This window comes from Pseudofrankia coriaricola (genome assembly GCF_001854805.1).
Classification (GTDB): domain Bacteria; phylum Actinomycetota; class Actinomycetes; order Frankiales; family Frankiaceae; genus Pseudofrankia.
The window spans coordinates 1-21,578 of the sequence record NZ_MBLO01000080.1 but is presented as its reverse complement, the minus strand read 5'-3'; the positions used below and the strand labels follow the sequence as shown (position 1 = coordinate 21,578).

The window sequence follows — 21,578 nt, the reverse complement described above, 5'->3', positions numbered from 1 at the left end:
CTCAGGGTCGAAATCAGGGGTTCACCCGATGCGCTGGCGCCCCGCGGCCCGCAACGTATAGCCACTATGACCACAGATCCCGAAACCCCCGTGGCACCGCCCACGGCGTCCGCACCGCCCACGGCGTCCGCGGCGCCGCGGCGCCGGCTACGTCGCAGCGCCACCGATCGCGTCGGCGCCGGCATCGCCGGCGGGCTCGGCGAGTACGCCGGCGTCGACCCGGTGCTGTTCCGAGTCCTGTTCGCCGTGTCCGCGTTCTTCGGCGGCGCCGGCGTGCTCGCCTATGCGGTCGCGTGGGCGGGCATCCCGGCCGAGGGCACCGAACACGCACCCGTCGACGGCTGGGTCGACGGCCTGCGTCGACACCACATCCCGCCGTGGCTGGTGGCCGTGGCCGGCGGCCTCCTGCTGTGGGGTGTCGCCTTCAGCTGGTGGTCGCCGCACCCGGTGTGGCCCCTGCTCGTGCTGGTCGTCGTGCCGCTGCTGCTCATCGGGACCAGGGACGGCGGCTGGCGCCGTCCCGCTTCGATGGCGCCGTCCGGGTCCCTGGCCCCGGGGGAGAGACCCACCGGACCGCCGGCCTCGGGCGAGGCAACTGCCTCGGGCGAGGCGACGGCCGTGCGCCTCGACAAGGGCCCGGCTGCCGTGCCGCCTGCCTGGACCGGCGAGGCGCGGGCCTGGCTGAGCGAGGCTCGGCAGGCGGCGCGCGCACGGCGCCGGCGGTCCTGGCCGCTGCGGGTGGCGGCGCTCACGACACTGGTGGCGACGCTGACCGTCCTCGGCGTGACCGATGCCCTCGTGGGAATCTGGCTACCGGTCTACTTCTGGGTCATCGGCGGGATCGCCCTGGTCACGTTGCTGCTGGGCGCGGTGCTGCGCCGCACCCCATGGTCGTTGCTCCCGCTGCTGGTGGTCGCGGCACTCGGCACCGCCGCGTTCGGCGGGACGCGGGCGAGCCTGCATGACGGGGTCGGACAGCGGGTCTGGACGCCGGTCGCGGCCGCCGACCTGCGGGGCGACTACCGGCTTGCCTTCGGCCAGAGCGTGCTCGACCTGCGTCACGTCACGCCGGGGCCGGCCCAGGACATCCATGTCACCCTCGGCGCGGGACAGGTCCGGCTGCTCCTGCCGGAGGCGATGAACGCGACCGTCAAGGCCGACGTGCATCTGGGCGACGTCACGGTCGACGGCGCCGGCTCCTTCACCGAAGGTGACCGTGGCTGGGGCGACCGGCGGCGCGGGGCCGGGACCAGCCAGACGATCCTGCCGCCGGACGGCGCCACGGGCGCGGCGGTGACGATCGACGTCGACGTCGCCGACGGCAACATCACCATCGACCATCGCTGACCAGGCATGCCTGGTCAGCGGGCGCGGCGGCCGCACAGCACGGCCACACACCACACCGCCATCCCCGGTTGCCGGCGCGGACCATTGCGACGGCTGACTGCGACGGTCCCAGCTATGATTCGCACGGTTGGTGCGGTGTGTGACGGTTGCACGCCATTCACGTGACTGGCGGACGGGGATGGGGCCGGCGTGGCGGCGGAGGTCGATGAGGCTCGCTGGGACTTCTTCGTGTCCTACACCCGCGTCGACGAGGCGTGGGCGGAATGGATCGCTTGGACGTTGGAGGCGGCCGGTTACCGGGTCCTGATTCAGGCGTGGGATCTCGTGCCGGGAACCAACTGGTTGGTCGGCCTGATGGAGGCGGTGACGCAGTCGGTCCGGACAGTCGCCGTGCTGTCGGAGGCGTATACCCAGTCGGCATTTGGATCGGCGGAGTGGCAGGCGGCGTGGAAAGCGGACCCGACCGGGGCGAGGCGCACGTTGCTCGTCGCCCGGGTCGAGGAGTGCCGCCGACCAGGGGTACTCGGTCAGGTTGTGTCGTTCGACCTGTTCGGCATGGCACCGGACAAGGCGCGTGCCGACCTGCTCAAGTTCGCCGAGCTCGCCGTCAGCGGCGCGCGGGCGAAGCCAGTCAGCCCGCCACCGTTCCCGGAGAGCTCCCAGGCTGGCCCGGCCGGCCCAGCTGTGTCAGCCGGCATCACCCCGTCCTCGGACCCGAGAGAAGATTCGCCCGCCGCGGGTGGGAACCAGATCGGGGCCGTGTTCGCGCCGGGCGGTACGGCGGTCGGCGTCAACTACGGGCAGATCATCCAGCAGAGGGACGGTCCCCGGGCGGACGGGCAGCCAACGCTGCTGCGAACCAGGGCGGACGCCGCCGCGCCGCCCGGGTCGGAAGCCTGGACCGGCGGGTCGGAGCTGCCTGTCGGAGCGCGCCGCTACCTGCTCCACGCCCCAGTGGAGGCGGTTATGGCGCCGGACGGCGCGTGGATCCTGCGGGGAGCGGTGGCGGAGGAGATCGAGCCCTCGCCGCGCCGGGTCTGGATACGTCAGCTCCACGTCCGCCGGGACAGTCCCGCGGCCAGGGCCGTGCGGGCCGGGCTCACCGCCCAGGCCAGCCTTCTTGACGCGCTCGGCGGCGAGTCCGGTCTGCCTCGCCTGCTCGGGGAGCTGACGAGAGAGTCAGGCGGACGGCTGACGCTGGTGAGCACCGTCGCCCACGCACCGACCTGGCGAACGGTGCACCGCGGCGCGGCGGGGCAGGCGACCGCTCGGCTGGCCACCGACCGGATCGCCGCCGCCGCGATGCTCGGGCAGGCCGTCGAGCTGGCGGGGATCCTGGCGGTTCTGCACCGCCGCGGACAGGCACACGGCGCGCTGAGCGCGGATACGGTCCTCGTGACGGACAGGCGCCGGCGCGCGCTGCCACGGGATCTCGGCTATGCCGGTTTCGGTCTGCCCGCCACCGGCGCCGCGCTCGGGACTGAGCTCCGGTCGACCCGTGAGGCGCGGGCCCTGGACGTACGGCAGGTCGCCACGCTGGTGCGTGACACGCTGCTCGGCGCGCCACGGACGGGCATGTCGATCCCCGAGCCACCGGGCGCGTCACCCCTCCTGAGGTCGCCCACCGATGACCCTGTCCGAACGAGGCCGGGGGCGCTCCATGATCCAATCGCGTTCCTCCCTGCGCCGGCACCTCCATCCCGGCCGGTCGACGAGCGGGCCGAGGTGAATCCTGACGAGGTTCCGGACGGGGAGCTGGCCGCCCTTCTCGACCGCGCCATGCACCCTGATCCGGCCCGGCGGCCGACCGCTCTCGACCTGGCGAGCGGCCTGCGCGCCGCCCGGCGGCGGCTATCCGCCAGGGATGCGCCGTGACCGGGCCGGCACCGGGATCTGGCGCGGCAGCCGGGGCCAGCAGCACCCGCGCTCGGGTCACCCTGCCTGGCCCGCTGGCCGTTGTCCCGTCCGCCAGGGCGATCGATGAACTCGGGCAGGCGCCGCTGGCGTTCATCGCCGAACTCACGGAACTGTCGGCGTACGGCGCGCTGCCCGCCAGGCTTGAGTCTGGTGGCAAAGGGCGGCTCGTCGTCTACGGCCGCCGATACGTCGCGTTTCTCTACCCGACGAACTACGGCGATGCGTACAGACTTGGTTACGTCTCCCGGCGTTCCTTCTGGCAAGAGGACAAGCTCACGTTGGGCGCACTGTTGCTGCACTGCCCGGCAGGCTGGCACGCGTTCCACGACGTGCGGGACATACAGGGAAGGCCGGGGACGGCCGCGCCGCGGTGGTCGTCGTACTGGGACATTCTCGCCTACCACTGGTCGATGCTGGGACCGCGGGCCGACATGCCCGTCCGGTCGTCGCTGCCCGAGCGTCACCGGGAGTATCTCGAGGTGCTCGGTCAGCTGGTCGAGGCGGACCGGGACATCGAGATCGCGCGGCAGACCGCCGCGCCGCCGCTTCTCTACCAAGAGGTGCGGTCCACGCGGGAGGAACGCCACTCCGGTCGCGGGGTCTACGCGTTCACTCTGGTCCGACCGGGACGCGCCGGTGTCACCGTCAACGCGCCGGTGGAACTTGTCGACATCGGCGGCGACCGGCTGCGCGGCACGGTGGTCAGGATCGACAACAGCGAGCTGGTCGTCCGGTTCGAGAAGGCGGTGGACTTCCAGCGGATTCCCTCTCCTTCAGGCGAGCTGCGGCGATCGGTCAGCGACCGGGTTTCCCAGGCGCAGCTGGACGCCATCAAGACCCTGGCCGCTGGCGGGTCGGCCAATCCGAACTTGCTGTACACGTTGGTCGACGGCGTGTACGCCCCCTATCAGCCGGATCTCGGTGCGGCCCCCCGCCGAGACCTTGACGATCACCAGAAAGACGCGTTCGCCCGAGCTTTGGAAGTGCCGGACGTTCTGCTCGTGCTCGGGCCGCCCGGCACCGGCAAGACGCGGACCATCGCGGAGATTGTCACCGCTCTGGTCGCCCAGGGCCGCCGAGTCCTGGTGACGTCGCACACCAATCGCGCGGTCGACAACGTGCTGGAGAACCTGCCACCGGAGATCAACGTGGTGCGGGTCGGCGCGGAGCACTCGATGACCGCCACGGCCCGGGAACACAGCGTGGACAACCTGGCCGAGGCCGTGAGGGTGAGGATCCTCGCGGCCGCCGAGCCTCGCGGCAAGCTCGCCGGCTTTACGGCGGAGGGGGAGACCTTCGGACGGTGGCTCGCCTTCCTCGGCGACCGGCTGGCCGCCGCGGCCGCCGCGGAGGCGGGGCTGGCCGCCGCCGAGGAAGCGCTGGACCGGGCGGTCGAGACGGTGTCGCCGCCGCTCGCCGCCTCCCGCCGGGCCGCCGCCGACCAGCTCGCCCGCTCGGCATCCCGGCGCCACCAGCTCGGCGCGGACCTGGAGCACGCCGTCACCGAGCTGGCCCGACGGGAGGCCGGCGCGCCCGCCGGCCCGCCTGCCTGGTGGCGGCTTCTCGCCAGGTTCCGGCGCTGGTGCCTGGCGCGGCTGCGCCGACACGTCGAGGCGCTGCGGGCTGATATCTCCGCCGTCGAGCGGGCATCGACCGACGCGGCCGCGACCGTCGAGGCCCTCCACGCGCAGGCGACGGCGCTCCTCGCCGCCAGCCCCGCGTATGCGGCCCTCCCGCGCGAACGCGACCGTCTTGTCGCCGCGCGCCGCGAGTGTTACCAGGAATGCCAGCGGGCCGCCCAGATCCTCAGGAGCGCGGTACGGACGGCCGCGGAACCCGCGATCGGGATCTGGAAGGACGACCCGACCGACGGGGAACAGTGGGCACGGTTCCGGACCTGGGCAGCCGACGCGGTCGAGACCATGGCCGATCGGGCCAGGCTGCTCGACGAATGGCATGCCCAGGCGGCGAACACCGAGGCGGAGATCCAACGTGAGCTGGTGCGCTATGCCGACGTGGTCGCCGCCACCTGCATTGGCACCGCCACCAGCCCACTGCTGAGCGGCCTGATCTTCGACGTCGCGCTGATCGACGAGGCCGGCCAGATCTCGACGCCGAACCTGATCGTGCCGATGGTCCGGGCCCGCCGGTCGGTGCTGGTCGGCGACCAGCACCAGCTCCCGCCATATCTGGACGAGGAGCTGCGGGGGTGGGCCGACCGCCTGCGCGCGAACGGCCAGCACCCGCCGCACGTCGTCGCGCGGACAAGCGACCTGCTGCGCGCCAGCGGCTTCGAGCTGCTGGTACCTGACGCCGCGGCTACGGGCGCCAACTACGTCGAGCTCAACCTCCAGCGGCGGATGCCGGAGGAGCTTGGCCGGTTCGTCTCCGGTGCCTTCTACCAGGGCCGTCTGATGACCAAGCATGACGGCGTCCGCGGCGGCCCGGTGTTCGGCGCACCCTTCGCGATGATCGACACCTCCGATCGGCCGTCGAGTCAGCGGCGAGAGGAGTCGCCAGGCCGCACGGAGCGGGAGACCGCGCGCCAACCGGGCTACATCAACACGTTCGAGGCCGAGCTGATCGCCCTGCTGGTGGGCCGAGCGGTTGGTTGGTACCGGGACTGGGCGGTCATCGTGCCCTACAAGGCGCAGGCGAGGCGAATCGGAGAGCTGCTAAGCGGAGCGTTGGGTGACCCGGCGAAGGTCGCGGACAACATCGGGACGGTCGACTCGTTCCAGGGCGGGGAACGCGACCTGATCGTCTACGGCTTCACCCGAAGCAACGGCAGGGGCTCGGTCGGATTTCTCACCGAACTGCGCAGGATCAACGTCGCCGTGTCCCGGGCAAGGCGGCAGCTGGTCATGGTCGGCGATCTGCTGACGCTCTGCTCCGCCACTGATTCCGGCTTCCGCGAGCTGATGGAGACCATGATGGGCCACTTGCGGCAACACGGCGAGATCCGGCCGTCGGCCGAGATCGAGAAGCTTCTGCGAGGCCAGCCGTGAGCCCCGCCGCCAGCGCGGACTTCGGAAACACCGGGAACAGGGTGACGGCTGGTTCGGGACCGGTCATCTACCCGGCCCGCCGCGCCGTCGAGCACGTCGTCACCCTCCCCGGAGTCCGGCCGCTGCGCCTGTTCCCGGTCCTCTGGCCGCTTCACCAGGTGGAGACCACGGCGCGCGTGTGCGACGAGCAGGCGTACGAGATCATCGACCACTTCGTCGTCCGCGCGCTCGCCGAAGGACGCATCGAACGGCTCGCCGACGTTGCCTGGTTCCTCGCCCTGCCGGAGAGCCTGGTCCAGCGGTGCGTCGAGTTCCTCCGGATCATCGACCACGTTCACGTCGACGGGGACCGGCTGACGCTGACCGGCCTCGGCCGGCGTTCCTGGGAAAAAGATATCCGGTACGAGTGGAAGGAGAGCCGCCTGCTGCTTCTGTTCGAACAGCGGACGTCCTGGGCTCTCCCGCGTGCCTACTACCACGGCAATGTCACCGTCCTGCCGACGCCGGAGGTCCCCCCGGAACGGCTGCGAGGCGGGTCGAGGTTCCTGTCGTTCTTCGACGCGACCCCGTTCAACCCCGCCGCCTTCCAGCAGCTGGCGGCCCACCCGGACCGGGCGGCGTTCAACCTGCCTGGACTCCTGACCGACCTGCGCATCACGGCGGTGGGTAACGCGTTCCTGCCGGTCTACCTGGTCGAGACCGAGAGACATGGCGTGCTCGTCTACACCGCGCTCGCCGAGGAGCCGGACGACCTGTTCGGCAAGGTCATCGCGCAGGTCCACCGGGTCGGGGACCTGATCGAGGCCGAGGGTGTGGGGGATCCGGCAAGGATCTGGTCCGAATGGGCCGAGAGATCGCCGGTCGGACCCGCGGTGCCGACCAGGCAGGGCGACGGCCAGTGGCGCATCACGCTGCCGGCGAAATGTTTTGGCCCTGTCTCGCCGCAGCTGTCACTGTCGCGGGTCGGGTCGTACGAGCTACGCGAGCACCATTTTGCCCAGCTGTGGTGCGACGATGCCGGCGTCCGCCGTCAGGCGATCCGAGAACGTGCCCTCGCCATCACCAGAACGCCCGATGTCGGGACGTTCGACGACCTGCGTCAGCGTTTCATTCCCATCGCCAGGGCCTTGGCGGTCCCAGCCCCAACCGTGGCAGACCTGCGCGACTTCGCCGAAAGAGCTGGCAGAACCCGCGACCTCGACCGCCTCGACGCCCTCGTCGACCATCCAAGCCCGAAACCCCGGCCAACAGGACGCCAGAGAGGCGCTACGCGTCAGTAGTCCTGTCCCTCCGGAAAAGTCGCTGCCTGCCCGCCGCGCTGTGGCGGGCGGGCAGGCAGCGAATGCGGGCCGGCGCCGCGATCTGTCAGTAGCGGGCGCTCGTCGTCGAGCGGGTCCGCGACCGCCGGCGCAGCCGCCGCGGACCCCGTGCCGCTGACCGGTCGGCCGCGTTCACGTCACGCCGGGCCTCATGACGGAGCCTCCGCAGCATCCTCATAGCTTCCTCCCCGGGCTTCGTCGTGTTCTCGTCCGTTCGGACCTCGTTGTCCTGTTGCCGGCCCTGACCGCGACATGCCCGCTCTGCCGCCCATAGCACTTCTTGTCCCGCCGTCACTGCCGTGAGGTATCGCGGATGGGGGTTGATGTGCTCACCGGGCCTCCGCTGGAGGTCGCGATGGGCCTGCCCTGTGGCGTGTCACTGAGTGGCGAGCAAGCGCGGCGCGGCCCGGCGAATTCGACATCGGCAAGGGGCGGAAGGAATCACACGGTCACACTCGGCCCAGGTGCGAAAGATTCTGGGTCGACTGGTGATGAAATCTGGGTCCGCACCAACAGATCGAATTGTGACACGCCACAAGCCACGCGAGCCGCAGAGGGCAAGATCACGGGCCGAAGCTCGACTCGCGGAGCCTCGCGGACCTGGGAATTTCCCGCCGGCGCCCCGATGACAGTTATTGATCACCACATCGACCGGCTGTGACGCCCGGCGCAGATCGAATGGCGGGCGTCCGAAGTGCCAGATCTGGCCGGCTGGTGGATCGCTCACCTGCATCGTTGTGTATCAGTTTGAAATCCACCGGTCGACCAACTGTAGCCAGTCTTCCGGAGTCCAATGGGCTGATCGTGGGCCAAGTGTGTCCTGGCGTATGCAAAGGCGTCTGCACGGGCGTACTGTCCGCAGACAGATCGCTACAACGAGGTTGTGATCAGGCCCGCCGAAGCTTTCGGCGCGCATGACGGGTCCGGGTGAAGGCGGGGGGACATCGTCCCCCGCCCTCCCTGTCTTGGGAGGCATGCATGCTGGCTGCCGTCATCCTCGCTCTGGCCGCCCTGGCCCTCGCGGCCGCGGCGGCCGCCGGCTCGGCGACCACCGCGCGCCGACTCCGGCGGACCGCCAAGACGGCCCGTGTCCTGGCCGTCATTCCCGACGCTGTCCCGACTGTGGTCATGGCTGGGATGACGGCCGAGCCCTGCGCGGTCCATGCGCCTCGGCCCACCGAGCCGTGGCGTCCCTCCTGCTACCTCCCGACGTCGCCTGACAGCCGCTCCATGGCCATCCCATGCCTTAGCCGGGGTACATTTCCGGTCGAGGAAGGTTTTTCTCCTTCTCCATAGTCGACGGACCGCCCGCCTCGAATATTATGGACATATCATGCCATAATCCCGCGTGAAAGCCGTCCAGGCTTCAGTGGCAGTCCTCATCTATATCTGGTTCAACGCCCATTTGAAACAAGCCGGATGGCCGTTTCGCGCTGACGGACGGGCGTTGCCGGCCAGCGCCCGGTACGCCAGTTGCTGCCACAGCTGAGTGAGACCTGGCGGGCCCGACGCGTGGCGGCAACGAGAAATCGCGGCCGTGGCCAGCGGATGTGACCAGCAGATCGAGTTGCCCGTCCCGCGGTCGCCGAATAGCTCGGTGACTGGCGAGAAAGATCCCGTCCCTATACCCGTGCAACTGGCCGAGTACTTCCGATCTGGGCGGCCCATGAGCTGCCCGTTGCAGCGCCGGACCATCGTCGCGGGGGCGCCCTGCCAGCGCCCTGGCCCAGTCGTCTCCCGGGCGTTCATGCCCGCAACCCGAGAGGATCGCCGACAATGGCAGAGAATGTCCAGATATGCGCGCATCCGCTGACGTTCGTCCGTGCCCAGCGGGGTTGGACCTATCAGAAACTCGCCCGGGTCGTCGCGAGGAGAGCCCGCGACCTCGGCGAGGCGAACATGGCCGCCGAGCGGCAGAAGGTGTGGCGCTGGGAGCACCGCGGGGTCGTGCCCGACCGGGTGTCCCAGCTGGCGCTGGCCACGGAGCTGGGAGTGCCCACCGAGCGGTTGGAGTCCCATCCGTGGCCGTCCTGGCTGCCCACCGGCGACAACGTCCGCGTTGACTACCCCTGGACCCAGGTCGGCAGCCTGACCGCGCTGGCCGACGTCGTCCAGGATGCGGTGACCGACCGTCGCGGCTTCCTGACCATCAGCGGCTCCGGCGTCGCCGCGCTCGCGGACGAGTGGCTGGAGCTGGAACCGGCGCGTCTGGCGGGCGCATTGGACGGCGGTCTCGTCGACGAGCAGATCGTGCACCAGATCGCGCACAACATTCCCAGCCTGCGGGTGATGGACGACCGGCTCGGCGGCGCGAGCGTACGCCGGCTCGTCGACGCGGAGCTGGGCGTGGTAGCGGAGCTGCTCGCCCGCGGCCGCTACACCGAACGGATCGGCCGCGAGCTGCACATCGTGGCCGCCGAGCTCGCCCGGTTCGCCGGCTGGGTCTCCTTTGACGCCGGTTACCTGACGAGTGCGCAACGCTACTGGGTGGCCGCGCTGCACGCCGCGCACGTCGGCGGTGACCGCCCGCTCGGCGCGAACGTGCTGAAGAACATGTCGCTGCAGTGCGTCGACTCCGCACGGCCCGTCGAGGCGATCAGGCTGGCGGAGGCGGCCGTGCGCACGGCTGGCAGCATCACCGGCCGGGTCGGCGCGATGCTGCACATGCGCAAGGCCCGGGCACACGCGGCGCTGGGCGACCAGGTCTCGTGCATGCGCGAGCTCGCCGTCGCCGAGGCCGCGTTCGACCAGGCGACGACGCAGGAGCCGGCCTGGGCGTACTACTTCGACGAGGCCGAGTTCCAGGCCCAGGTCGGCTGCTGCTACGTCGACCTCGGCCACCTGCTGTCGGCCGACGGATGGCTCAGCCAGGCGCAGGCGGCCCACCCGGCTGAGAAGGCCCGCGACCGGGCGACGTACCTGCTGCGCCGCGCGGGCGTGCAGATCGACCTGGGCGACGTCGACGCCGGCTGCGCGCTGGCCGCACAGGCCGTCCCGTTGCTGACGGTCATCCGGTCGCGGCGCAACGCGCGGCGCGCCGACGAGGTCCGCCGCCGCCTGCGCCGGCACGTGTCCGTCCCCGCCGCCCGCGATCTTGAGCGGCACCTTGCCGAGATCACCGCCGGCTGAGGCCGGCTGACCTTGCCCGTCGCGAAGGAAGTGCGGTGGCTATCCTGAGTGTCCAGAATGATGGAAATCTCGACAGAAGCAGTAGTTGCCGATGGTGGCGGACGGGTACCAGCCGCCCCGGGTCGCGCTGGTCTCACCGATTCCCAGCCGGTGCCGTATCCGGAGCCCGCGTCGGCGTCGATGCTCGGCGTCGATGTCGGTGGGGTGCTCACGAGCCGGGCCGCCGACGACCAGGACACCTCGTTCTTCGGCTCCCAGCCGATGCTGACGCCGGCGGTCGCCGGCGCGTTCGATGCGCTCACGGCACTCACCGCCGGCCCCTTTGCCGGCCGGGTCCACGTCGTCTCCAAATGCGGCCCGAAGATCGCCGCGCTCACCCGCGCGTGGCTGGCCCATCACGAGTTCTTCGAACGCACCGGAATCCCGCCGGCGAACCTGCACTTCGTCCGCCGCCGTCCTGAGAAGGCCCCGGTCTGTGCGCGCCTCGGCATCACCCATTTCGTCGACGACCGCCTCGACGTCCTGGTCCACATGACGACCGTCCCGCACCGCTACCTGTTCCTGGGCGACGCCCGGGAAGAGGCCGGGACCAGGCCGGTGCCCTCATGGGCGATCCCGGCCGGGTCCTGGGCCGACCTGGCCGTCCTGTTGGCGGGGGGCCTCGAAGGATCTGGCCGAGCCGAGACCCGGTGACGCCTGATGTCAGCGCTTGCGCGCGAGGCCGCCGTAGAGGTTGACCTGGGCGTCGGTGGCGCTGAGGTCGGTGCCGGCGTCCGGCCGCCAACGGTGGACGACCTGGACGCCCGGCTCGACCAGTTCCAGCCCGTCGAAGAAACGGCCGACCTCGGCCCGGGTACGCGCCTGCAGGGGGATTCCCCGCGCCCGGTAGATCTCCGTGACCTGCCTGGCCTCCTCCGGGGCGAAGTCCGGGGTGACGTGGGTGATCGCCAGGAAGCTCCCCGACGGGAGGGCGTCGAGATAGCGGCGCATCAGGCCGAGCGGGTCGTCGGAGTCCGGGATGAAGTGCAGGATCGCGATGACCGAGAGCGCGACCGGCTCGCTGAGGTCGAGCGTCTCCAGCAACGTCGGCGAGCCGAGGATCTTCTCGGGCTCGCGCAGGTCCGCGTCGATGTACGCGGTCCTGCCCTCGGGCTTCCCGACGAGCAGGGCGCGGGCATGGGCCAGCACGATCGGGTCGTGGTCGGCGTAGACCACTCGGGCATCCGCGGTGACTCCCTGCGCGATCTCGTGCAGGTTCGGGGAGGTCGGGATGCCTGTGCCGATGTCGAGGAACTGCCGAACGCCGACCGTCCCGGCGAGGTAGCGGGCGATGCGGTGCAGGAAAGCCCGGTTCGCCAGCGCGGAGATCCGCGTGTTGGGGCCCGACTTCAGGACGAGCTCGGCGGCCTCCCGGTCGGCCGGATAGTTGTTCTTACCGCCCAGGAAGTAGTCATAGACGCGCGCCGAATGAGGAACGTCCGTGCGCAGCTCAACCGGGTCGACCTTGGCCACCGCGCCGTCCCAGCTGAGTGTGGGCCTCTCGGTCACGCAGGACCTCCGACATACTCGCCGCGTACGCATGGATGCTGCGTACGCATGGATACAGCCCCCGTACACGCGCGTGGGCGTCGTCCGCACCACCGGTCTACGGGAGGACCAGAAGCACCCGCAGCTTAGCCAGACGAGGTGCGGCACAGGCGGTCCGGGGCCGGGCCCGCTCCGGGCCCCTGGTCCCGGGACCAGGGCTTATGGCGACCACGCCAGCATTGTGGCGTTGATCACTCGGCGTTCGTCGACGCGTGCCGCCGCGCTTTCCTGGCTGGCTGGTCTGCTCCCCGTTGCCGGCTACCAGGTGAGCCAGGCTTCGTCGCCGCCGTTGGCGAGAAGCAGGGCGCGGGCCGAGGGCTCGGCCGGCGGCTTCCGCGCGACCCGCTCGGTGACCAGGGCGCGGGCGAGGCCGGCCTGCCCGGACCTTGCCGCCGCGGCAATCAGGGTCAGGTCGATGATGTCGCGCTGCGCGTGGCTCCCGCCGACCGCGTTGGCCTCGGGGCGGATGTCGATCAGCAGGTCCACCGCGGCCACAGGCTCGCCGGCGGAGAACGCCGAGAAGGCCGTGAGAAGAGTTAGCCCGGCCCGTTCGGCCGCCCTTCTGTTGGTGGGGGCGGTCAGGCTCCGGTTGGCGGCGATGACCTGGGCCGCGCGGGCATGATCGCCGGCCAGCCCGAAGGTCATGACAGCGTGCCAGTCGTTGAAGATATATGCCGGCGCGCCCATCAGGTCGGAGATGTCCGCCGCGAGCGCGGCCGCGCGGGCGTCCACGTCCGTCCCGTACAGCGCCAGCCGCCAAAGCAGGGCCGCCGCGTCGACGACGTCGAGCCACTCGGTCGACCTGGCCGCGCGGATCCGTTCGTCGTACAGCGCGAGCGCGTCGTCGGCCCGGCCCAGCTCCAGCAGGTACAGCCCGAGGTGCCACCAGTTGTGCACCGCGAAAAAGCTGTCCCGCCAGGCGGGGGCCGACGAGGTCAGGAACGACGTGCCCGACGCGAGGCCGCCCTCCATCTCGAACACGTGGGCCAGCGCGTGCACGGCCCACACGTCCTTCGGGTCGCGGGCAAGGGCGCGGCGGGCCGCCTCCTCCGCACCTCGGTAGTCCGCGTTCTCCTCCAGTCCGAACGCGTACATCCCCTGGACGAACCCCGAGGCCGGGTCGCCCTCCGGCCAGGAGGGGAGCACCCGCGCCACGACGTCGCGCAGCTCGTGACGGTTGCCGAGGAAGAAGTAGAGATCCTGCGCCACCTTCAGCGCCAGCAGGTCACGGGGGTTGGCTAGCAGGGCCCGCTCCAGCGCCCGGGTGGCCGCCCGCCAGTCGCCGTCCGCCCACGCCCTGGCGGCGGCCAGGTGATGGGCCTCGCGCGGGGCTGCCAGCCCGGCGGGGGCCCCGGCCAGGCCGGCAGTGGCGACCTCCAGCGGCTTGAGGAGCTCGCTGGCCTGGGCACCACCCTCGGCGGTCGTCGCGTAGAGCGACAGGTAGGCGCGAAAGACCCGGGCGAGCGCCAGCTCGCCGTCCGCGGCGATCGCGGCCTCGGCGCCGCCGACCGGGTCCCCGGCGAGCGAGACGAGATCTTGGATCGCCTGGTCCAGCAACGTGACGGCGGCCGGGTCGGCTGCCCGCACCGGGACGCCCCAGCGGTCCGTGCAGATCTCGCTCATGACGCAATTATCCGTGGTTCCAGGCGAGCGGGCATTACCGAGCGGAGCCACATCCGTGACAGCACCAGCTCGGTCCGTCGGTCGGGAGCCGGTCCGCCGAGGCCGATCCGCCGCTCGACCCGGGACACAGAACCCAGGCCGGGATGGGATCGACACCATGAACCTTCTCGATCCGGATGGGCCTGAAGGGTTGGTCGTCAGGGCGCCTCGGCCGACTACGGCCCGCCTGGGCTGGGGACGGTTCGGCGCCGTCCTACCCGCCCAATGCGCCGATCTTGGGTTTGTCGCCCTGGGTGTTTCGCTTGTCGCGCACGTAGATTATCGCGGGTTTTCCGTCGCCCGGGCTGCGGCGGCTCACCTCGAAGAGACTGATCGCGGCCAGCAGGTCGCTGAGCTTGGTGTAGCCGTAGCTCCTGGAGTCGAAGTCCGGCTTCCGCTTGGTGATGATGTTGCCAACCGATGCCAGTGTCGCCCAACCGTCGTCGTCGGAGGCCGCGTCTATCGAATTGCGCAGGAGGTTGACCAGGCCGGCGTCCGCCTTGAGCTGCAACGCGGGTGGGCGGGTCGCCAGCCTGGGTGCCGTGCCGGCCGCGGTGATGGGCTCGGCCTCGGTGGTGAGGTTCTCGACGTAGATGAACTTGTCGCAGGCGGCGACGAAGGATTTCGGGGTCTTGCGCTCGCCGAAGCCGTACACGGTCAGGCCGGACTCCCGCACGCGCTGGGCGAGCCGGGTGAAGTCGCTGTCGCTGGAGACGATGCAGAACCCGTCGAAGCGGCCGGAGTACAGCAGGTCCATCGCGTCGATGACCATCGCCGCGTCGGTCGCGTTCTTGCCGCTGGTGTAGGCGAACTGCTGGATGGGCTGGATCGACTGGGCCAGCAGCTGGTCCTTCCATCCCCTCAGGCTGGTTCCGGTCCAGTCCCCGAAGGCGCGTTTGACGTGCGCGGTGCCGTACTTGGCGACCTCGGCCAGCAGCCCCTCGACGCTCGCGGGCGACGCGTTGTCCGCGTCGATCAGTACCGCGAGCCTGGTTGTGTTCTCGCCGGCCATGCTCACCCTCAATCATCGATACCGCTCCAGGCTCGGATGGCCCGACCAGATCATCCCCCAAGGGGAGGCCGCCTTCTCGGCGGTGCGTTGCCGCCCCGGCCGTCGCCCGTACTCGCGTCCGCGCCCCGGGCCCGCGGGCGCGCATGCGACGCTCCAAGATCGGTTTTGCCGGACTGCCGCGGGCTGCGCTGCCGGGGTGTCTCGCCGGGGTGTCCCGGTATGGGCAACGCGGCGTGTCGGGGAACCCATGCCGGGTGGGATGATGTTCGTGAGGACGGCCGGCCAGAGCGTGTGGCGGTGTCGGGGCGGGGGTGGGCCGCCGGTGGGTGCCCTCTCGCCGGCGGAGATCGGGGAGTTCGCGGACGTGTTCGCGGATCCCGGGGCGGCGCGGCGGCTGCTGGTGGCGGCGGGGCTCGGCGCTGGTCGGCACCCGTCCTGGCAGGTACCCGACGCATACGCCTTCTGGTCCGAGGTCTCCGCTCTGATCACCCAGGGTGTGCGAGCGGGCCTTCGGAGACACTGTTCGCGGAGGCGGCGCGATTGTTCCCCGCCAACGCTGTGTTCGCGGGTGGGGCCGGCGCCGGGCTGGCGCGTGGCCGTATGAAGCCGGCGTAGGACCTGCTGCCGTCCCTGCCACCCCGCTATGTGGCTCGCGGCGCCAACGTCGGCGCGCTGCGCGAGCTGCTGGCCGAGCTGGAGGCCGGTCAGGCGGTCGAGGTGTGGGGGATGGGCGGAACTGGCAAGTCGACGATCGCGACCGCCGTCGTGCACGACCCCGCGGTGCGGGAGCTGTTCACGGACGGGATCGTGTGGGAACGGGTCGGACGTATCCCGGGCCTCGCCGGGCTCCTCGGCCGGGTGCTGACCGCGTTCGGCGACGTCGCCCGGGTCGTCGACGCCGCCGAGGGGGTGCGCCGGCTGCGGCGGATGCTGGTCGGTGCCCGCTGCCTGATCGTTCTCGACGACGTCTGGGACATCGCCGTCGTGAATGCCTTCCAGCCGCCGGCCGGGGTGCGGATCCTGGTCACATCCCGCACGCGGCAGGCGTGGTACGCCGACGCCGGTGGCCACGAGCTGGCGATGGCAGACGAGAACCTCTCCCGAAGGGTCTTGGCGGCGCATGCCGGCCGCGCGGTCGACGAACTCCCGCCGGTCGCCGGTGAGATCGTCCGGCGCTGCGGCGGGCTGATCCAGGCCCTCGCGCTGGCGGGCTCGATGGTCCGCCTCGGGACTCGCTCGTCGACTGGCCAGTCACCCGGGCACGGGTCCTGGCCGCGCTGGCGCCGCATCTTCCGGCCACCCAGCTCCAACCTGCCCTCGCCGAGGCAATGGCGGCCGCCATCCGCGACCGGAAAGGCGGATGGGCTGTCGCGGTGGCTCATCTCCGCACTGCTCCGCGTGCGACGCTGGTGGCCTTGACGGCGGCTTCGGCCGCTGATCCTCGGCCGCCACGCGAAAGGTCCCTGGGGGGCCGGCGAGCCGCGCGAACGCGACCACCAACTGTTTCCCAGTCGTCCAGATCAGCGGTTCGAGCGATCGCGCCATCGTCGATCTGCGGCAGGGTGACTACGAGGAACTCGACCAGCTCTCCGCCGCGCGGCCCCATACGAAGGCGGCGTTTCGGGTTGACGCCGTGGAAAGGTCGGGCTCGGGGTGGCCAGGGCCGTTCGGGCAGCGGTGTCCGGACGCCCGGGAGGGGTCTACCTCGGCCTTCCCGCGCGGGTTCTCGGAGAGACGATGTCGCCGGAGGCGGCGCGGGAGTCGGTGTTCACCGTGGCGGGCCCGGCGCCCAGCCGGCCGCCGGCGCCGGGGTCGGTCCGACGTGCGCTGGCGCTGCTCACCGAGGCGAAGCGGCCGCTGGTGGTCCTCGGCAAGGGGCGCATTCGCCGTGCCGAAGCGAATCCACCTGGTCGACCGGATCCCGCACACCTCGAAGGGCGAGGGAAACCGGCAGCTCCTCGCCGAGCGATACGTCCGGCCCACGCCAGCCCACGCCGAATAACCGGGCGCGCCAAGCCCGGCCACCTGACCTCGACGGGCCGTCTTCCGCGCGGGAGCGTGAGCGACCGGTCAGTGGGCGCTGTGGCGTACCGGGCGAAGCGGTTCCAGCGCCGGATGGTCCCGAAGCCAGGCTTGCCCCCCCATCGCCCAGGCGGAGAGGACCGCGACAGCGGGTGCGCCCTCGCCGTCAAGGCGCAACGGCGGTATCCCGTCGCTGAAGGTGAACACGACCGACCAGTTCAGCGGCTCGGGATAGAAACCGGAGACCAGACGGAACGCGAAGGAGTGCCATCGATCCTCCGCGAAGCAGAGGAACCCGTAGTTGGTGACGATGATGCGCAGCTGCCGCGGGTCGCGCCAGCGGCGAACCACATCCGCTGCGGCCGCGTTTCGACGGGCGCTGTTCCCCATCGCCGTGGCGGCCATCCCGAATACCATGAACGGCGCCGGCCCCACGAACACGGAGTTGACGTGCACGTAGGCGCCGTCTCCGCCGTAGTACCGTGAACCATAAACCACCGTGTCGAGGAACGCCTGTTCACCGGGGTTCAGGACAGGACCCCATACGGTTAGCGCTGGCAGCAGAGTCCCCCGAGCGAGCGCGACAAGCAGGTCACATGCCTCACGCCATGCCTCGACGGTCTCAGCCTGTTTCCGCGTCTCCCGCGCGGCGATCTCCGCGCGGGCCCGGCGGCGACGGCTCCGTCGCAGGCGCACCGCGTTCACGACGGTGATCACCATTGCGGTCAGGAAGACGGCGAAAAGGACCCAGCTGACCACCACGAGCAACACGTACAGTGCGCCGCGGCCATCGACCGGAAGCAAGATCAGTGTCGTGAGGGACGTGACCGCGACGAGAAGAGGAATAAGCCAGGACCAGTGCCTTCTCACGGCATCGACTCCAGCCTGTCGGTCTGCTCTTCCGGCGCGCGGGAACGTGGCTGACCGGGGCTACACGTCGCATTCTCCGTCGCGCCATCAGTGTAGTTCGGTGTGTGTTTTCTCGCTGCCTGTTTCGGTACGGTACGCGCTGAACACCCGTGCACAGGGCTATGGGTCTCGCGACAGATGTCCAGCTCACAGGCGCTGGTCGGCCTCCGGCGGCCCATCGACGGCCCTCGCGGCCCGAGTGTCGCGTCTCACAGCCTTCGCCGGGCGGAAGTGGTGAGTCGTGATCGACCCGTTCCCAGCTAGTGTCCTGCGTCAGCCAACGTTGGCCCGGCCGTGCCACCGCGCCATGAGCTTGATCGGCGGATGTGTACCCGAATCCGAACCTGGCAGGGGGTCAGAACTCGGATCCGGGTACAGAACCGGCGATCTTTCACGACTACGGTCGGGTGAACGTTCTTTACGCTGGATCCTCGTACGGAGTCGCGGTGAAGACCCGGCTTACCACCCGCCAGCCCTCCGGGCGCTTCACCACGACGTCGCGGTACCGGCCGGTGCTGATCCGGCCGTCGGGCCGCATGCCCACGAGGCGGAACCGGAGGATGACGCCGTCCGGCGTCTCGTCGACATAGATGTTGGTCATGATGTGGGTCCGCGGGTGGCGGGCCTGGGTCATGAACGTCCGGATCTCGGCCAGCCCGTCGAGGACCTGACCGGGTATGTCGAACGTGGCGTCCGGTAGAAAGATCTGGTCGAGATCCCGCCAGTTGCGGTCGTCGATCAGGTCGCCGTAGCGGGCCGGAAGCTCGCCGAGCGCCAGGCGGTCGGCCAAGTCCATAGCTGCGCCTCCTTGGTCATGCAAGTCGTGCGGGTCGTTGGTGTCATGCGTGTCGTTGGTGTCGCTTGGGTCGACGTGCGCGTGGCCGGGCGGTCAGGGCGCCGACAGGGCGTCCCGTACCGGTCCGAGCCACAGTTCGAGGTGACGGGCGGCCAGGTCCTCGGGCATCTGGGCGACCGTCGCCCAGGTGTAGACGTGCGCCACCGGCAGGCCCGCGACCCGGCGGCGCACCTCGGTCACGGCCTCGTCGGGCGACAGCACGAGCAGGTTCAGCTGAACGCGGGCGCGGCCATGCCCGAGCCGGTCGCCGAGCTCCGCCTCGGAATGCGGTGGCCCCAGCCGACCGGCCTGCCGGTAGGAGTTCAGCTGGTACAGGTAGTGCGGCCTGATCCGTTCGTAGGCGGCTTCCGGGTCGTCGGCCACCACGATGTCCACGTCGCCGGCCAACCGGGCCGACGCGAGGTCGTGCCCGCCCTCGGCCAGGCCCTCGAGATACGCGGCCGCCGCCCGCCGGCCGATGGTGAGCAGCGACGCGCCCATCCGCCCGGCCCTGCGCGCACCCACCGGCCCGCCGTAGCCCAGCCACATCGGCACCGGACGCTGCAGAGGCGCCGGGGTGACGCCACCGTCGGTCAGCAGGGCGCGCACCCGGGTGAACACCGCGTCGAGGGTGGCGAACCGCGCCGCCATGTCGACGCCGAACAGCTCGAACTCGCCCGGCACGTACCCCGCTCCAAGGCCGAGCTCCAGCCGGCCACCCGACACGAGGTCGACGAGTGCCGCCTCCTCCGCCAGGTGAACCGGGTCGCGGATCGGCGCCAGCAGCACGGCCGTGCCGATCCTCGCCCGCGCCGTGCGGCTCGCCGCGGCCGCCGCCAGCACGAGGGGCTGCGGAAGGTACCCGTCGTCGAACCCGTGGTGTTCGGTGAGCCAGATGCAGTCCGCGCCGAGCCGGTCGGCCTCGGCGGCCAGGTCGAGCAGCCTGGGGTAGTGCTCCCGCCAGGGGCGCCGCCACGGCTGGGGGTTCCGCGCGTCCACGAACAGCCCGACCTTCAGGCCCTCCGCCGCCGGTCGCTCGCTCGCGTCGGGGCCTCGCCCGGCGTCCCGTTCGTCAGTCATCACCAGACTCCGCCTCCGGCTGGGCGCCGACGGCGGTCGCCGGTTCGCGAGGCCTGACATCTGAGGCCCATGACCGGTCCGGCGCCGCCGTGCTCAGGGGCGCCGCCCGCCTGGCGGCGCCCCTCAGACATGTTCACCATGTGATCCGCGCGGCGGCCCCGCGCCCGGCACGCGCACGGCGCCTGTGCACGGATCACAGGCTGTCAGCCGGCCGTGTAGGCCCCGCAGGACAGGGCGCTGGTGACGTCGTACTTGTCGCCGTTCAGCTGGACGACGGAGGTGCACGGCGTCGAGAGGAAGTGGTTGAGCGGCCAGCGGGACTCGGCCACCGCGTTGTCGACGTAGTAGGAGAAGTTGCCGTTCATGAGCTTGAGCAGGGTGTTGAGGTTCAGGTCCTTGCCGGCCTTGGTCGCCGCGGCGACGAACATGTCGGCGGACCAGTACCCGGCGATCGTCGGCAGGCTGATCGCAGTGCCCGGGGCGTACTTGTTGATGTCGTCGGCCATCTGCTTGATCGCCGGCACGGAGACGTCCGAGCCCGGCTGCCACTGCAGGGACGTGTAGGCCCCTTCCAGACCGGGCAGCTTGGCGGCGGCCAGCCGAGGGTCATAGCCGACGGTGTTGAGGTGCTTGCCCTTGTACCCGGCGGCATCCAGCGCCTCGGTCAGCTTGGTGGTCGCGGTGAAGTCCGTGCCGTAGAGCACCACGTCCGGCGGCGCGCCCTTGTTCGCCGTCATGATCCCGCTGACGATCGGGGTGGCGTCGCTCAGGCCGGAGTCGGGAATCGGCGTCTCCTGGTACACGACGTCGAGGCCGACCGACTTGATCTGCCGGGCGATGGACGCCAGCCCCGTGCGTGCGGTGTCGTCGTCGTTGCCCACGAGGGCGACTGTCTTCCCGGTCGCGTTGCCGCCGAAGAGGGCGTTGAGCATGACGCCGTAGGTGGTCGCGGTGGCCTTGAGGTCCTTGCCGGGCAGCAGGCATCCGGTGATGCCGAACCCGATCGAGGTGTTGCAGAAGCCGGAGTTGAACCCCCAGCCGAAGAACGGGACGGTCTGCGCGCAGAACGTGTCCAGGTAGCTGGCGCCGCTGGTCATCACCGGCACGGCGGCGAAGATTTTCTTCTGCTCGACGAGCACCTTGGCCTGCGAGCTGTTGCGGGCCGGGTCGTTGCCATCGTCGAGGGTGCCAACATAGTTGATCTTACGTCCGTTGATGCCGCCCTCGGCGTTGGCACGGGCGAACCGTGCCTGGGCGCCCGCCTCCGTGCCGGTCATCGAGGCACCGGACGGACTCGTCAGATAGGCCAGGCCACCGATGGTGATCTCCGTGTCGGTGATTCCCCGGGTGGGGTCGGCGGCCGTCTGGCCGCACTTCAGCGTGGACAGGTCCGGCTTGTAGCCGCCGTCGCTCCACCCGGAGGGCGGCCCGGCCTTCACGTCGGCGACGCCGACCGTCGGAGCGCTGGTGGTCGTGTCGGCCTTGTCGTCCGAACAGGCGGCCATCCCCGCCATGACCGCGGCCGAGGCGGCCAGTGCCGCGACGAGGCGGGTCGTTAATCGTGCGGGCAGTCTCATCAGAGTCCTTCGCGATAAACGCGGCGGGCCGCCAGGCCCGCCGCGGCTGGATGAATCGCCAGACCGCTCGGCGGAGACGGCTCAGGCCCGCCGGCGGTGGTGGTCACGTCGGCCCGGATCCGTCCGGACCCACCGACCGGCGGAGCGTCTCTGTCGCCCATAGATTTATATATA

At 70.7% G+C, this 21,578-nt stretch carries 15 protein-coding genes; 8 read left to right on the top strand and 7 right to left on the bottom strand.

Annotation, left to right across the window (positions count from 1 at the left end):
• Positions 1-66: 66 nt before the first annotated feature.
• From BCD48_RS54870 to BCD48_RS13755, 6 genes are all read left to right on the top strand, one after another.
• Positions 67-1,347: a PspC domain-containing protein gene (locus tag BCD48_RS54870; protein WP_071048763.1), complete on the top strand. Its 1,281-nt coding sequence runs from the start codon at positions 67-69 to the stop codon at positions 1,345-1,347.
• Between the two features lie 189 nt (positions 1,348-1,536).
• On the top strand, positions 1,537-3,222 hold the full coding sequence (locus tag BCD48_RS53510; protein WP_071048762.1) for a toll/interleukin-1 receptor domain-containing protein: 1,686 nt from the start codon (positions 1,537-1,539) through the stop codon (positions 3,220-3,222).
• Positions 3,219-6,272 carry a DEAD/DEAH box helicase gene (locus BCD48_RS13770; RefSeq protein WP_198543231.1) on the top strand — a complete coding sequence of 1,018 codons (3,054 nt, stop codon included), beginning with the start codon at positions 3,219-3,221 and terminating at the stop codon, positions 6,270-6,272. Before BCD48_RS53510 ends, BCD48_RS13770 begins: the two co-directional genes overlap by 4 nt.
• Positions 6,269-7,552 carry a hypothetical protein gene (locus BCD48_RS13765; RefSeq protein WP_071048761.1) on the top strand — a complete coding sequence of 428 codons (1,284 nt, stop codon included), beginning with the start codon at positions 6,269-6,271 and terminating at the stop codon, positions 7,550-7,552. Before BCD48_RS13770 ends, BCD48_RS13765 begins: the two co-directional genes overlap by 4 nt.
• A gap of 1,815 nt (positions 7,553-9,367) precedes the next feature.
• Positions 9,368-10,720 (top strand): NsdA family TPR-like regulatory protein, encoded by a 1,353-nt coding sequence (locus BCD48_RS13760; RefSeq protein WP_071048760.1) that lies wholly within the window; start codon positions 9,368-9,370, stop codon positions 10,718-10,720.
• Between the two features lie 150 nt (positions 10,721-10,870).
• Positions 10,871-11,413 carry a hypothetical protein gene (locus BCD48_RS13755; RefSeq protein ID WP_241841708.1) on the top strand — a complete coding sequence of 181 codons (543 nt, stop codon included), beginning with the start codon at positions 10,871-10,873 and terminating at the stop codon, positions 11,411-11,413.
• A gap of 9 nt (positions 11,414-11,422) precedes the next feature.
• Here BCD48_RS13755 and BCD48_RS13750 read toward each other — a convergent pair whose 3' ends face one another.
• The 3 genes from BCD48_RS13750 to BCD48_RS13740 all read right to left on the bottom strand — a co-directional run bounded on the left by BCD48_RS13750 (position 11,423) and on the right by BCD48_RS13740 (position 14,981).
• Positions 11,423-12,268, bottom strand: coding sequence for an SAM-dependent methyltransferase (locus BCD48_RS13750; protein ID WP_071048759.1), 846 nt, complete (start codon positions 12,266-12,268; stop codon positions 11,423-11,425).
• Positions 12,269-12,565: 297 nt separating this feature from the next.
• Positions 12,566-13,930: a tetratricopeptide repeat protein gene (locus BCD48_RS13745; protein WP_071048758.1), complete on the bottom strand. Its 1,365-nt coding sequence runs from the start codon at positions 13,928-13,930 to the stop codon at positions 12,566-12,568.
• Between the two features lie 253 nt (positions 13,931-14,183).
• Positions 14,184-14,981 (bottom strand): NYN domain-containing protein, encoded by a 798-nt coding sequence (locus tag BCD48_RS13740; RefSeq protein ID WP_071048757.1) that lies wholly within the window; start codon positions 14,979-14,981, stop codon positions 14,184-14,186.
• Between BCD48_RS13740 and BCD48_RS56585 the strand changes: the two genes are divergently transcribed.
• Both BCD48_RS56585 and BCD48_RS13735 read left to right on the top strand, forming a co-directional pair.
• Entirely contained in the window at positions 14,980-15,585 is a 606-nt protein-coding gene (locus BCD48_RS56585; RefSeq protein ID WP_397428756.1) for an effector-associated domain EAD1-containing protein, read from the top strand. The two genes, BCD48_RS13740 and BCD48_RS56585, sit on opposite strands and share 2 nt — an antisense overlap.
• A gap of 41 nt (positions 15,586-15,626) precedes the next feature.
• Positions 15,627-16,400 (top strand): NB-ARC domain-containing protein, encoded by a 774-nt coding sequence (locus BCD48_RS13735; RefSeq protein WP_071048756.1) that lies wholly within the window; start codon positions 15,627-15,629, stop codon positions 16,398-16,400.
• A 651-nt stretch (positions 16,401-17,051) separates the two neighbouring features.
• Here the strand turns inward: BCD48_RS13735 and BCD48_RS51235 are convergent.
• The 4 genes from BCD48_RS51235 to BCD48_RS13710 form a co-directional block, all read right to left on the bottom strand.
• Positions 17,052-17,873 carry a hypothetical protein gene (locus BCD48_RS51235; protein ID WP_071048754.1) on the bottom strand — a complete coding sequence of 274 codons (822 nt, stop codon included), beginning with the start codon at positions 17,871-17,873 and terminating at the stop codon, positions 17,052-17,054.
• A gap of 457 nt (positions 17,874-18,330) precedes the next feature.
• Positions 18,331-18,708, bottom strand: coding sequence for a nuclear transport factor 2 family protein (locus tag BCD48_RS13720; protein WP_071048753.1), 378 nt, complete (start codon positions 18,706-18,708; stop codon positions 18,331-18,333).
• 93 nt (positions 18,709-18,801) lie between these two features.
• On the bottom strand, positions 18,802-19,827 hold the full coding sequence (locus BCD48_RS13715; protein ID WP_116271511.1) for an LLM class flavin-dependent oxidoreductase: 1,026 nt from the start codon (positions 19,825-19,827) through the stop codon (positions 18,802-18,804).
• Between the two features lie 203 nt (positions 19,828-20,030).
• The gene (locus BCD48_RS13710; RefSeq protein ID WP_071048752.1) at positions 20,031-21,404 is read right to left on the bottom strand and encodes an ABC transporter substrate-binding protein; all 1,374 of its coding nucleotides are present in this window, start codon (positions 21,402-21,404) and stop codon (positions 20,031-20,033) included.
• Positions 21,405-21,578: the final 174 nt, after the last annotated feature.

What these genes read in the sequence shown, in the direction of transcription:
- BCD48_RS13720 (WP_071048753.1), bottom strand. Translation starts at nt 18,708, where the DNA reads ATGGACTTGGCCGACCGCCTGGCGCTCGGCGAGCTTCCGGCCCGCTAC.
- BCD48_RS13745 (WP_071048758.1), bottom strand. Translation starts at nt 13,930, where the DNA reads ATGAGCGAGATCTGCACGGACCGCTGGGGCGTCCCGGTGCGGGCAGCC.
- BCD48_RS56585 (WP_397428756.1), top strand. Translation starts at nt 14,980, where the DNA reads ATGCTCACCCTCAATCATCGATACCGCTCCAGGCTCGGATGGCCCGAC.
- BCD48_RS13710 (WP_071048752.1), bottom strand. Translation starts at nt 21,404, where the DNA reads ATGAGACTGCCCGCACGATTAACGACCCGCCTCGTCGCGGCACTGGCC.
- BCD48_RS13740 (WP_071048757.1), bottom strand. Translation starts at nt 14,981, where the DNA reads ATGGCCGGCGAGAACACAACCAGGCTCGCGGTACTGATCGACGCGGAC.
- BCD48_RS13760 (WP_071048760.1), top strand. Translation starts at nt 9,368, where the DNA reads ATGGCAGAGAATGTCCAGATATGCGCGCATCCGCTGACGTTCGTCCGT.
- BCD48_RS13715 (WP_116271511.1), bottom strand. Translation starts at nt 19,827, where the DNA reads ATGACTGACGAACGGGACGCCGGGCGAGGCCCCGACGCGAGCGAGCGA.
- BCD48_RS54870 (WP_071048763.1), top strand. Translation starts at nt 67, where the DNA reads ATGACCACAGATCCCGAAACCCCCGTGGCACCGCCCACGGCGTCCGCA.